The sequence below is a fragment of the Stutzerimonas stutzeri genome, assembly GCF_000935215.1.
Classification (GTDB): domain Bacteria; phylum Pseudomonadota; class Gammaproteobacteria; order Pseudomonadales; family Pseudomonadaceae; genus Stutzerimonas.
On the sequence record NZ_JXXD01000260.1, the window covers coordinates 1 to 12,295 of the forward strand.

General features: G+C 57.1%; 9 protein-coding genes and 2 pseudogenes. 6 read left to right on the forward strand and 5 right to left on the reverse strand.

Features of this window, described 5'->3' with window-relative positions:
* Window positions 1-383: 383 nt before the first annotated feature.
* Complete coding sequence (locus tag LO50_RS21425) at window positions 384-2,801, forward strand: AAA family ATPase (protein WP_044316306.1); 2,418 nt, start codon at window positions 384-386, stop codon at window positions 2,799-2,801.
* Window positions 2,798-4,729 carry a UvrD-helicase domain-containing protein gene (locus tag LO50_RS21430; protein WP_044316301.1) on the forward strand — a complete coding sequence of 644 codons (1,932 nt, stop codon included), beginning with the start codon at window positions 2,798-2,800 and terminating at the stop codon, window positions 4,727-4,729. The genes LO50_RS21425 and LO50_RS21430 overlap by 4 nt, the downstream gene beginning before the upstream one ends.
* A gap of 136 nt (window positions 4,730-4,865) precedes the next feature.
* Here the strand turns inward: LO50_RS21430 and LO50_RS24380 are convergent.
* Window positions 4,866-5,171: pseudogene (locus LO50_RS24380) on the reverse strand (tyrosine-type recombinase/integrase); the annotation flags it as partial.
* Here LO50_RS24380 and tcmP point away from each other — a divergent pair.
* From tcmP to LO50_RS25505, 3 genes and pseudogenes are all read left to right on the forward strand, one after another.
* Window positions 5,169-5,972, forward strand: a pseudogene (gene tcmP, locus LO50_RS21435) (three-Cys-motif partner protein TcmP); the annotation flags it as partial. The pseudogenes LO50_RS24380 and tcmP sit on opposite strands and share 3 nt — an antisense overlap.
* Before the next feature lie 57 nt (window positions 5,973-6,029).
* Window positions 6,030-6,305 (forward strand): hypothetical protein, encoded by a 276-nt coding sequence (locus LO50_RS25500; protein ID WP_236690617.1) that lies wholly within the window; start codon window positions 6,030-6,032, stop codon window positions 6,303-6,305.
* Window positions 6,293-6,661: an HAD family hydrolase gene (locus LO50_RS25505; protein ID WP_236690618.1), complete on the forward strand. Its 369-nt coding sequence runs from the start codon at window positions 6,293-6,295 to the stop codon at window positions 6,659-6,661. The genes LO50_RS25500 and LO50_RS25505 overlap by 13 nt, the downstream gene beginning before the upstream one ends.
* An 85-nt stretch (window positions 6,662-6,746) precedes the next feature.
* On the opposite strand, the gene LO50_RS21445 is transcribed toward LO50_RS25505, so the two are convergent.
* A complete protein-coding gene (locus tag LO50_RS21445) occupies window positions 6,747-7,640 on the reverse strand; it encodes a cation efflux transmembrane domain-containing protein (RefSeq protein ID WP_044316302.1) in 894 nt (297 codons plus the stop codon).
* Window positions 7,641-7,734: 94 nt separating this feature from the next.
* Between LO50_RS21445 and cadR the strand changes: the two genes are divergently transcribed.
* Window positions 7,735-8,139, forward strand: coding sequence for a Cd(II)/Pb(II)-responsive transcriptional regulator (gene cadR, locus LO50_RS21450; protein ID WP_044316303.1), 405 nt, complete (start codon window positions 7,735-7,737; stop codon window positions 8,137-8,139).
* A gap of 122 nt (window positions 8,140-8,261) precedes the next feature.
* On the opposite strand, the gene LO50_RS21455 is transcribed toward cadR, so the two are convergent.
* From LO50_RS21455 to LO50_RS21465, 3 genes are all read right to left on the reverse strand, one after another.
* Complete coding sequence (locus LO50_RS21455) at window positions 8,262-9,635, reverse strand: heavy metal sensor histidine kinase (protein ID WP_044316304.1); 1,374 nt, start codon at window positions 9,633-9,635, stop codon at window positions 8,262-8,264.
* Complete coding sequence (locus LO50_RS21460; protein WP_044316307.1) at window positions 9,632-10,306, reverse strand: heavy metal response regulator transcription factor; 675 nt, start codon at window positions 10,304-10,306, stop codon at window positions 9,632-9,634. The genes LO50_RS21455 and LO50_RS21460 overlap by 4 nt, the downstream gene beginning before the upstream one ends.
* Window positions 10,307-10,627: 321 nt before the next feature.
* The gene (locus LO50_RS21465; protein ID WP_044316305.1) at window positions 10,628-11,947 is read right to left on the reverse strand and encodes an OprD family porin; all 1,320 of its coding nucleotides are present in this window, start codon (window positions 11,945-11,947) and stop codon (window positions 10,628-10,630) included.
* Window positions 11,948-12,295: the final 348 nt, after the last annotated feature.

Genomic DNA, 12,295 nt, shown 5'->3' on the forward strand with positions numbered 1-12,295 from the left:
ATGGCTACCTATTGAGCTCCGGGAGGCGTCCATATAAGTTTCCCTAAGGGGACTTTGGTTGCCCATGGTTTCCACGGCCCAATCGTTGACGCCATTGACGATTCCGCTGGCATTTTCAGTACGCACCGTTTGGCGCTCCATTACCCAGCCCTCTGATGCATGTATGTATAGGTAAGGTCGTCGTTATTTCGGCGTGGATGTGCTGACTGGAGGTGTAGCGTGGTGAGTCAGTATGGCGTGCGCTATATAAGTCTCATCTCGGCATCCGCACATGGATGCTGTTAGATTCAGCAAGTGGGAAAAAGCGCGAGCGCTAAAAGGAAAGCTGCCGGCCGGCGTGCTCAGTACCAAGCTGCCCCGGCAACACTTAGGAAGAGATGATCATGAAGTTACAGGCATATCGGCTGCAGAACTACCGCCGGCTGCGCGATGTTGTCATCGAGCTCGATGACGAAATTTCTATCTTTGTCGGCGCCAACAACAGCGGGAAGACGTCCGCCGTCCAAGGCCTGTACTCAATGCTCCGCGGCGAAGTGAAGAAGTTCGAGCTCTTTGACTTCAGTGCGGCGCTGTGGGCCGAGATCGACGCGGTCGGCAGGACGCCCCCTGGCGATGAGGATGCGCCCAAAAGGTTACCGTCCATCCTCTTGGATCTCTGGTTCCGCGTCGGTGAAGACGACCTTGCCATTGCGATGTCGCTGCTGCCGAGCACTGAGTGGGACGGCAAGTGCGTCGGGATCCGGGTGGCGTTCGAGCCTCGGGATGCCCACGACCTCGTCTGGAAGTTCCATGAATTACATGAGAAGGCCAACAACGCAGCTGTCGCGCTTGCGGCCAAGCGCAAGGCTGCCGGGGAGCAAGCCGTGGAGGCGGGCGCGGAAGACGCGGCTGCGGTGGTGGCCGATGCCGGCGAGTACAAGCCTTGGCCGGAAAGCCTGACGAAGTACCTCACCAAGGAGCTGAGCAAGGAATACACCTTCCGCTACTACGTGCTCGATGAGCGGGCTTTTGTCGGCTATCAGGCAAAGGAGGCCGACTACGAGCCGCTACCCCTAGGCAAGGAGCCGGGCGGTGCGGCCATTCTCAAGTCGCTGGTGAGGGTCGACTTCCTGCGCGCGCAGCGGCACCTCGATGACCCGGATACCGGTAGCTCTGATCGCGCCGAGAGCTTGTCGCGGCGCCTGAGCAGGTTCTATCACCGCAACCTGGAGAAGCGTGGCGACGACCATGCGGCTCTCAAGGCGCTCGATACCTCGGAGAAAGAGCTGAACTTCCATCTGAAGGAAGTCTTCAGCGACACCCTCAAGCGCCTGGCCAAGCTCGGCTATCCGGGCGTCAACAATCCCGAGATCGTGATTCGGGCGGCCTTGGATCCGACCACTGTCCTGGGGCAAGACGCCAAGGTCCACTACGTGATCCCGGGCGTGGCTTCCGCTCAACTGCCCGACAGCTACAACGGCCTGGGGTTTAAGAACCTGGTCTACATGGTGGTTGAGCTGCTTGACCTGCACGAGCAGTGGAAAGCCGAGGAGGACAAGCGAGCTCCGCTTCATTTGGTCTTCATTGAAGAGCCTGAGGCGCATCTGCACGCGCAGATCCAGCAGGTCTTCATCAGGAACGTTTTACGCCTCCTTGAGGATGCTAACGATCACGCGACTTTTTTCCACACGCAGCTCGTCATCACCACGCACTCCCCGCACATCCTCTATGAACGCGGATTCTCGCCCATTCGGTACTTCCGCCGCGTCAGCGACCAGTTGGGCCATCACACGAACGTGCGCAATCTGTCGCTATTCAAAACGGGCGCGTCCGAAGCTCCAGCGCGCGAATTCCTGCAGCGGTATCTGAAGCTGACACACTGCGACCTCTTTTTTTCCGACGCGGTGATATTGGTGGAAGGCAACGTCGAGCGTCTGCTCCTGCCTGCAATGATCGAGGTGGCGGCCAAGCGCCTGCGTTCTTCCGCCCTAACCATCCTTGAAGTCGGTGGCGCGTTCGCGCATAAGTTCCAGGAGCTGATCGCCTTCGTTGGGCTCACAACGCTGGTGATCACGGATCTGGACAGCGTGACGGTCAAGACGGACGCCGAGAAGGCCGCCGCGCAAGGCGCAGGTGCTGAGGGCACCGTCGACGGAGATGACGAGGACGACGACCTGAAGCCCTTCGAGCTTGAAGACGACGACGAAGCAGAACCGGGTGGCAAGAAGAAGTCGAAGAAGCGTGGCAGCACCTGCCATGCACACGTGGAAGGTGCCGTCACGTCCAACCAAACCCTCATCAGCTGGATCCCGAAGAAGCGGTCGATGGCAGAACTCTGGGAAGTCACGGCGGAGCAAAAGACGCTGTCGCTGGCTGAGGATTCTAGCGCTGAGGTTCGGGTGGCCTATCAGATCAAGGTTTCGGTGACGGTGGGTGCGACGACATCGCAGCTCTGCGGCCGCACGCTTGAGGAGGCCTTTGGCCTTGAGAACGCGGACTGGTGCCAGGCTGAGGCCAACCGGGCGGTCGGCCTCAAGCTCAGGAGCGCACCGAGCAGTCCCGAAGAGCTGGCTGAGAAGTTACACAATAGGGTGGTAGGCAAGAACTTCGACAAGACCCGCTTTGCGCTGGAGGTCCTCGCAAGCGGACCGCTCAATGGCTGGAAGGTTCCCGCGTACATCGCCGAGGGCTTGGCCTGGCTCGAAGCCAAAGTGGCCCACGAGCTTGAGGCGGACGCCGCCATCGCCGCCGAGGTCGCGACTATTGAGCCGACTGCAGCCGATGTTGTCGCTGTCATTGTTGCCCCAGGGCAGACGGCATGAGCAGACGAATTGATAGCCCAGATACCGACGCCGACCGCGAGATCCATACATGCATTGCCGCGACGCCCCCGCAGCCCTTCGTGGTTCGTGCTGGCGCAGGTTCCGGCAAGACCACCTCCCTCATCAAGGCGCTGGACTGGGTGATGTCGGAGCACGGCGCCAGCATGCGGGCGAAGAAGCAGAAGGTCGCGTGCATCACGTATACCGACCTTGCTGCCAATGAAATCCTGGCGGACGTCAACGATGACCCGCTGGTTCATGTCTCGACCATCCACAGCTTTTACTGGTCTATTGCCAAGACGTTTCAGGCCGACATCAAAGTTTGGCTGCAGAACGACATCCGCAGGCGGATCTCCGAGCTGGAAGAAGCGTTCGAGAATTACAGCTCGCGTGTCCGGCAGACCACGCGCGACAGGAACAAGGCCGACCAAGAGCGCTATGGCCGAAGCCTGGAGGCTGTGGCCGGCGTCAGGACGTTCAACTACGGCGTGGGCAGTGACTACGCCAAGGGCATCCTCGGCCACGAAGACATCCTTCAGCTCGCCGACTTCCTGCTGCAAAACCGCCCGCTATTCCGACGGGTCGTGGCGCTGAACTACCCGTTCGTGTTCATCGATGAGAGTCAGGACACGTTTCCGGGGGTGGTGAAGTCTTTCAAGGAAGTGGAAGCCCAGATGCGGGGCAAGTTCTGCCTCGGTTTTTTTGGCGACCCAATGCAGTCGATCTTCATGAGAGGCGCAGGGGACATCACGCTCGAAGACCATTGGCGGGCCATCACGAAGCCGGAAAACTTTCGCTGCGCCAAGCAGATCCTTGACGTCGCCAACGCCGTGCGCGCGCAGGGCGACGGCATGGAGCAAGTCCGCGGGCTGCACGAGAGGGGCGATGGGGGCCTCAAGCCGGTGGAGGGGTCGGCCCGGATGTTCGTCCTGCCGAACACGCTGAACCGAACCGAGGCCTTGGCAAGAGTCCGGGCGTGGAGCTCGGCGACGAACAACGACGAGGGTTGGGCAACCCCAGACATCGCGGTCAAGATTCTTGTCATCGTGCACCGCATGGCCGCAAACCGGCTCGGATTCGGCGGCATCTACTCGGCGCTGAACGACAAGACGTCTGATGCCATGAAGCAGGGGATGCAGGACGGCACCGGCTGGCCCGTTCGACCCTTCCTAAATTTTGCGCTACCGATCATTGCAGCTGTGAACGCCGGCAATGAGTTCGCGGCGATGAACCTGCTCCGGGAGTTCAGCCCGCGCCTGGCGCCTGCGGCTCTGACCGGCCAACGTGCGGTGGATGTGTTGCGAGAGCTGCATGCTGCTGTGTTGAGACTTGTCGCCATGCTGGACGAGGCAGGGACCACCATTGGTGACATAGCTCTCCATCTCTGTGACACGGGTCTTTTCGAGTTCGACGTGCGCTTTGCGCGTGTTCTTGGGTTTGTCAGGGATGTTGCTGACGCCGTTCAGGAGCCCGAGGCTGCTGATGCAGTTCCGGCCGAAGGATTATCCTCGGACGCGGCAATGGCCAAGTTCTTCAATTGCTCTGCGCAAGAGCTTTGGCCCTATGAACGCTATGTCTCAGAAGGCTCCCCCTATGCCACGCAGCACGGCGTGAAGGGAGCGCAGTTCGAGCGCGTCGTGGTGGTGATGGACGAGGAAGAAAGCGACTACCGAACGTACAACTACGAGCGTGTCTTCGCAAGTGCTGAGGCCCGTGCTGCAGATCGTGCGCGAGCACTGGATGGTGATGAAAACACTTGGAGCCGAACGCTACGACTGCTTTACGTCTGCTGCACTCGCGCCCAGCGTGGACTGGTTCTAATGTTCTTTGTCGCCGATCCGGCGACCACCCTGGAAAACGTCGTGGCGAGCGGGATCTTGCCGCGAAGCGCAGTCTTTACGCAGGAAGTGTTAGCTGGATGGCCATAGACGAACGATTGCCTGACCTATTTGAAGCAAGAGCCGAGCGGCAGGCTCGGTAGCTACCGGGTGGTAACTCTGAGGATGTGAGCGACTGCAATTGGCCGGTTAGCGACGGCCTGGCTTCGACCGTCGCTATGCATGGTCAAACCTCGGTCTGTTCCGCCATCTCTAGGGCATCATCGACCTCAATCCCCAGATATCGAACGGTGCTCTCCAGCTTCGTATGGCCGAGCAACAGTTGAACTGCCCGCAGGTTCTTCGTCCTGCGATAGATCAGCGATGCCTTCGTACGTCTTATTGTGTGAATGCCATACAGGGCTGGATCAGGGCCAATGGCTTTCACCCAACCTTTGACGATACGAGCGTATTGACGAGTGGATAGATGGTCTGAGATATGCAGCCGGCTCGGAAAAAGGCAATCCTCGCTGCGGGGCTGGGCATGATGTATGGCGATGTGCCGTTCCCTAAGATCAAATGGATTTTCCAGAATCTCAACAAAGCCGAGGTCCTGCTGACCTTCAATGTCGATTTTTTGGTTACGTATCTAGCCGACCGCCAAGCGAACCGGAAAGCCATTGCAAATATCGGCTTGGATCAGCATGTGCCATGGGACATGCTTAAACAGCTGAAGGCGCATCAGCCACGGAGCTGGCAATACCTGATCCAGCGCTATCTGTCCGAGGGGATCAAGCAGGAAAGCGGTGCCCAGTACATGACCGTCTTCTTCATTCGTCCGGCCGGCAGCAACCCGATGGCCTATTGGTTTATCCATCTGGCGAACAACTACCGCGCTAACGATGTGATGAAGAAGATCCACTGGAAATACGGCAACAACTTTTCCCATATGCTGTCGCCTTCCAGCTTTTTCAGCTACGACGCCAATCGGGATATCGCCGTGACAGGTCAGCACGATTTGCTGTTGGATGAGCATTATTTCGACGATGCTACCAATGACCGCATCCGAGGAGAACTTTCGGAGCTCTTGCCCAAACAGGTCTACGAGGTAGAACGGCAACCTTTTTTGGGCCTGATGAGCGGATTGACCAACTACACCATGGCTGACGAGCTTCGCGTAAAGCAGGCACTCGACATTGCTGTCGCGACCGGTGATCTGCTGGCGGTCGACAAGAACGGCAAAACAAGGCGTCGAAAAGGCACAAGCATCAAGTCGACAGATATCCTGATAGCGCCCCCGCAAAGACCCATCTTCTTCGTGCCACCTCTGAAGAAATCCAGTTCAGAAAACTGAGAGGGGCGGCATCGCTCTTCGGGTGGGCGGTTCGCCTCCAACGGTAGAGGTACCGGCATGATACAAGCAGTAGTTTTCGATGTGTTTGGCACGCTTCTCCAGATAGGTGAGCGCCGCCATCCTTTCCGCCAACTGATGCAGAACCTGCGGCTTCAGGGCAAAACACCAAGGCCGGATGACGCACGGACTCTGATGACTCGAAATCTGGGCTTGGCTGGAGCTGCCGATTATTTCGGTGCGCAGTTGAGCAACTCTGAGTTAGCTAGCCTTGAAAGCGACCTTTTCACCGAGCTGGCCAGCGTTCGCCTTTCGATGATGCGTTGGAGTCGCTAAATCAGCTAAAGGACGCCGGCCTGAATCTCGCGTTGTGCTCCAATCTCGCAGCCCCATATGCGATTCCGGCCAAACTGTTACTGCCGTCGTTCGATGTTTACGGATGGAGCTTTGAGGTTGGGACAATAAAGCCTGAGCCCGCAATCTATCGTCAGATGATCGAACAGCTTGGCTGCGAAGCCTCCGCTATCGCAATGATCGGTGACACGTTGCAAGCCGATATGCTTGGTCCAATTGGGCAAGGCATGCGGGGCTACCACCTACAGCGTGAAGGAAAAGCCGATCAGTGCGGCTTCGTCTCGCTGATGGACTTTGCAGCCCACGTTCTGCAATACCCACCATCCGCCAACGGCTAAAGCGGCGTCGCCAGTTTTAGCTGACGCCGCTAGACCCGGATGGCTTAGAGGCATGACGACGCCTTTTTCTGTAACGGGAGCTTCTTTAGCTCTTGAGCGCCAGAATACGCCGAGCGCCGTTTAGAACGATGAATCCCACAACGGTACCGATAATCAGGTCTGGGTAGTTTGACCCAGTCCAAGCGACGAGCGCTCCGGCGACTATAACCCCCATGTTGATGACCACATCATTGGCGGAGAATATCCAGCTCGCTTTCATGTGAGCACCACCTTCCCGGTGTTCGGAAATAAGCAGCAGACAGCCCGTATTGGCGAGCAATGCCAGGAACGCAACGGCGATCATTATCAGCGACTCGGGCTCACTACCGAATACAAAGCGCCTAATCACCTCTACGAGCACGCCGAGTGCCAAAATTAGCTGGAGAACACCAGCAAGGTGTGCAGCACGCACCTGCAGACTGACGCTACGTCCAACTGCATAAAGGGCTAGGCCGTACACTGCCGCGTCAGCGAACATATCGAGCGAATCGGCAATCAGGCCCGTGGACCTGGCGATCAGGCCAGCGGTCATCTCTACCACGAACATGAAGGCGTTGATGCCTAACAGTAAACGCAGGGAGCGGGATTCCTGTGTAGAGTCCGCCGAATTCTCGGCGGCTTTGATCATCTCTGGGTCGGCAGCGACAGTTTTCTGAAGAGTGGCGCCTAGCCCTAACGTCGCCAGCTTTGTGGTTATGGGCTCAACGGCACCGCAATGCATGACATCTAACCGACGGTCCGACAAATCAAAAGTCAGCTTCCGAATTCCGTCCAAACCACTCAGAGCCAAGCGGATCATTCGCTCTTCTGATGGACAATCCATTTTTGGCACGGCGTAAACACTGACCCATTGTGCTGTCGTATCGGCAGGGTTTTGCACACCGGCATCGGCGGCTGGTGTCGCATCGCAGCCGCAACGATCGCCATCGGATTTGCTCATGATACGGCTCCACTTGAAATCGAAGATGGGATCATTAAAAACCTTATAGCTACCATAAGGTCAATAACGCAGAGAACCGAAGAGGATTCGCGCGATGCGCATTGGTCAGTTAGCAAGGCTAGTAGGGATTGATACACAGACGATCCGCTTCTATGAGCAGCAGGGCTTGTTGCCACCGCCTGATCGCCAGGCGAACGGCTATCGTGTCTACACCGAGAAGCATGGCGAGCGGCTAGCTTTCATCCGGCGCTGCCGAATCTTGAATCTGTCACTTCCAGAGATTCACGCACTCCAAAGCTACCAGGATGACCCTCGCCAGCCTTGTACGGCCGTCAATGCCTTACTCGATGATCACATTTCTCAAGTCAGATCCCAGATAACCGCTCTGCAATCACTCGAACGACAACTCGTTTCACTGCGGGCTAATTGCAACGATGGGCGGGAAGTTGAGGCTTGCGGCATTCTCGCCGGAATTAGCGAGGACGCATGCATTAAATGAACGGCGTTGGGGCTTGCGGGCCTGGTTACCCGGCCAACGCGCATGCCCTCGAAATGGTTGTTTGTCCCTGTGGTTTTTGCCCCTTCGTAGTGATGGCTGTCTCCGTGCGGTATCACTTTGAGTCAGGCCTGCCGAGGAAACGTGAGTTCAAACGTGGTCCGACCGTCTTTGCTGGCGACGGCCACGTGGCCTTTGTGGAGGTTCATCACTGAGCGGACAATCGCTAGCCCCAATCCTGCCCCGCGAGGTTGTATGCCGTTAACGCGGTAAAAGCGGTCGAACAGATGTGGGAGATGATCCGATTCGATAGTCGCGCCATGATTGGTGACAGCCAGCGAGACGATGTCTACGTCCTCCTCAAGGATCTTAAGTTCGACCGTACTGCCAGTATTTGAATGCCGCAGCGCGTTGGATAGCAGGTTGGAAATGGCCCGCTGGACCATAAGTCGATTTCCCAAAATCATGGCATCGCCCGTTACTGTCGTAGCGACTCCCGCTTCTTCGGCAAGGACTTCGAAGTATTCACATACGCGCCTCGCCTCGCTTCCTAAGGATAATTGTTCGAGCTTCAGTGCTGGGCTGGCGTGGCTGGCCTGGGCGAGAAACAGCATGTCTGACACGATTCGATCCATGCGTTCGAGTTCTTCAACCGACCACTCGATCACCTCCCGATAATGCTCCTTGCTTCGCTCACGCACCAAAGTCACCTGCGCCTTGCCTATCAGGTTGTTCAGCGGAGTTTTTAGCTCATGAGCCACATCGTCCGAGAATTGTGACAGTTGCTGAACGCCGTCATCGAGTCGATGAAGCATTACGTTGAGGCTGTGCGCCAATGCCTGGAGCTCTTGCGGAAGCCGATCGGTGCGGATTCGGGGTGATAGGTCCTGTGTCGATACCTTAGTCGCCAAGGCCCGGAACTTGCGCAGCGGTCGCAAACCATTTTGGGCGATTAGCCATCCAGCCAATCCGATCAATATCAGTAGCATCGGCACGGTCACTAAGGCCGAGCGCAGAAATGCAGCCACTAGCCGTTGATCGGCACTGCGATCTTGCGAAAGTAAAAGCGTCATTGGAGCCAGTCCCGGGACTTGGATTTGCTTGCGCCCGGTTAGCATCTGCACGCGATCTTTCGTTGTCCAGCCAAGATAGTCGCCGTCCCTGCTCACGAGATCCAGCTGCTGCGGCGCATTGGCGAAGCGGCCGATACTGAAAATGGGTGATTTCGCTGTATCGCCGATGACCGTAATCGAAAGGTTGTCATGGCCGAGTACCGTATCGCTCAGTGCGTGTTGCCAGGAGCGGCCCATACGGGCTTTGGTGTCTTCGAGGAGTCCATGATCGATCTGCGAGAGCTTGGCCGTCACTTCCTCCTGGGCGCGCAGTTCCAGTTGGCGCACCAGTACCCAGTAGCTCAGTGCAATCAGCAGCGCGACCAAAGCGGCGCCGGTAAGTGTGATTTGTAGCGCGAGACGCGATGCGAGGCTGAGTGGCTTCAAGGCCGCGCCTCCAGCACGTAGCCCACACCCCGGATGGTGTGTATCAGGCGATCGCCGAAGGGTTCGTCCACTTTCATCCGCAGGCGACGAATCGCAACATCCACCACATTGGTATCGCAGTCGAAGTTGATGTCCCACACCATGGCAGTTATTTCCGTACGCGTGAGGACTTCGCCAGTCCGGCGCATGAGCAGATGCAGTAACGCAAATTCTTTGCTGGTGAGGTCGATACGCTGACCGCTCCGGTAAGCCCTATGCCGGCCCGGGTCCAGTTCGAGGTCGGCTACACGCAGGTTGCTCGGAAGTGCGACTGCCTCGCCTCGCCGCAACAGTGTCCGGATACGGGCAAGCAGCTCGGGGAACTGGAACGGCTTGACCAGATAGTCGTCGGCGCCCGATTCCAAGCCGCGGACTTTTTGCTCTAAGCGGCCATTGGCAGTCAGCATGATGACGCGTGTCTGCTTACGCCGCCTGATGAGTTCGAGCACCTCCCACCCATCCATGGTTGGCAGATTCACATCTAGCAGCACGATGTCATAGTCGTTCTGCAGTGCCAGGTGAAATCCATCGAGGCCATCACTTACGCAATCGACCAAGTAACCACATTCGATAAGACCCTGTTGCAAGTATTCCGCAGCTTTGATCTCGTCTTCGACAACCAGGATGCGCATGTTTTCAGGTAACTCGGCAAGGAGGTGCGCGGTAAGCGGAACCAAAAAATAATCCATGTAGTAACTAGGTCAAGACGAAAGCGGCTTGGCTCTAGCGTGAAAGGCAGAGGCGAAAAGATCTGCCCAGGGAAGCGGGAAGCACTTTAACGCGGTAAAAGCCCTGTGAGGGCTATCTTGCGAATTTGTAATCTACCGGTCATTTGGTTGACCCGCAGCGCGAGCGGGTGCACCAAACGAAAAAAGGCGCCCTGATGGGCGCCTGAAACACATCTTCAAACCAAGGGAGCAAACTAAAGAAGATGTGGTGTTGCTCATGGTGTTTCACAAGATCGAGAGAGGGTACTCGGCGATGAATCGGACCTCATCGAGGTCGGACTCGAAAGCAGTCGCCCGCGTGGTAGCCTGGCGCACCCGCAGAGACAAATCCTTGAGAGAGCCAGTCTGTACAACGTAGCGGGCTTCGACGTCGCGTTCCCAGCGGTTCTGTCCGGTCAGCGGCGCACCGTTATCGTCTTGGCGCATGTACACCTCGTTCGCGTTGCTGTAATCGGCGCCCCAACCGCGGGCGTAGCGGGTCATGAAAGTAAGCCCAGGTATGCCGTACCCCGCCATGTTCAGGTCGTAGCGCAGCATCCAGGACTGTTCTTTAGGTGAGTTGAAATCACTGTACTGGATGGAGTTGTTCAGGTAGATCGAGTCCGCCTGGCGCAGGTAGTCAAAGTCGTTGTTACCGTTGTTTCGCTGATACGACGCCGTGACGGTGTGCGCGCCGAAGGCGACACCCAGGCTGGAGCTCCATATGTTGTTGTTGAGTTCGCCCAACAGCTCGCGGCCTTCATCGGTTGCCTTGTAGTAGTTGAAGGTGCCCAGCAGCGCGACGACATCAGAAAGCGGGTAAGTGGCCGATACACCAAAGTAATGCTGATTCCATGCATCTTTAAGGCGGCTGGTATACAGGCTAAGACTGAGATTTTCGTTGACGCTATAGTCGCCGCCTGCGTAGCCGAGCCAAGGGGCGTCGACGGCACCGCCATAAAACGTGACGAAGTCATCGTTCGTGTTGCTGGTATTGGGCTGGCTCATCGCGTGTAGGCGCCCGGCCGCAAGCGTAAGACTGTCCAGCGAGTTGTTCACAACGGTGAACCCCTTGAAAGACTCCGGCAGCAGCCGTGCGTCACCAAAGTGCACGACAGGAGTAGCGGGAAATACATCGCCTGCCTTGATCTCGGTGCCCAAGAACCGTGCTTTCACGGCCCCCCCTACTCGAGAAAAGTCATCCTCGGCATCGCCGGCGCTATTGTAGGGGAGAAGATCGACGCTTCCGCCAGCACCGGAACGTCCTGATCCAGAATCGAGCTTGAGACCGAGCATGGCGAAGGCGTCGACACCGACCCCCACCGAGCCTTGAGTATATCCGGACTCGAAGAAGGCCATTAATCCGTGCGCCCACTCCTCAGAGTAGCCATTGCCGGTCGCACTCTCACCGTCGCGAAAATCTCGATTGAAATAATAGTTGCGATTTATCAGCGATAGCGTGCTGCCTTCGATGAAGCCCTCCGCTGTTTCCGATTGGGCAAAGACCGGGGCGCTGCCCAATGCCAGTGAAAGGGCTGTTAGTGAAAAAACGGCCATTTTGCTCATGATGATGCTCCTGGTGTACGGCAGGTCAGTGCTCAAATGACGCCTTTCGCTTTTTTTTAGCGCTTAGGCAAGTTCTTCCCTGCAGATGACCGCAGGATTAGCGGCAAATTACTATTTTGTTATCTGAGAGGCAAGCAATCGCGCATATCCTCGATTACAGATTTGTAATGTTGCGGTCACGCGGTCGTTATCCACTCTTCTTTAAAGTCAGCCCCATGGCCATCAGTTATCTCCCCGGCTTGGCGAGGCTGATAAAAACGGCGGTTGCAGGAGCTGAGTGCAACACGGTTATTGAATTGAAACCGGAGCATCATGCCGCATTGCCATGGCATTTTGCATGACCTCTCC

Coding starts and splice junctions, on each gene's coding strand:
- LO50_RS21425 (WP_044316306.1), top strand. CDS start 384: ATGAAGTTACAGGCATATCGGCTGCAGAACTACCGCCGGCTGCGCGAT.
- LO50_RS21430 (WP_044316301.1), top strand. CDS start 2,798: ATGAGCAGACGAATTGATAGCCCAGATACCGACGCCGACCGCGAGATC.
- LO50_RS25500 (WP_236690617.1), top strand. CDS start 6,030: ATGATACAAGCAGTAGTTTTCGATGTGTTTGGCACGCTTCTCCAGATA.
- LO50_RS21445 (WP_044316302.1), bottom strand. CDS start 7,640: ATGAGCAAATCCGATGGCGATCGTTGCGGCTGCGATGCGACACCAGCC.
- cadR (WP_044316303.1), top strand. CDS start 7,735: ATGCGCATTGGTCAGTTAGCAAGGCTAGTAGGGATTGATACACAGACG.
- LO50_RS21460 (WP_044316307.1), bottom strand. CDS start 10,306: ATGCGCATCCTGGTTGTCGAAGACGAGATCAAAGCTGCGGAATACTTG.
- LO50_RS21465 (WP_044316305.1), bottom strand. CDS start 11,947: ATGAGCAAAATGGCCGTTTTTTCACTAACAGCCCTTTCACTGGCATTG.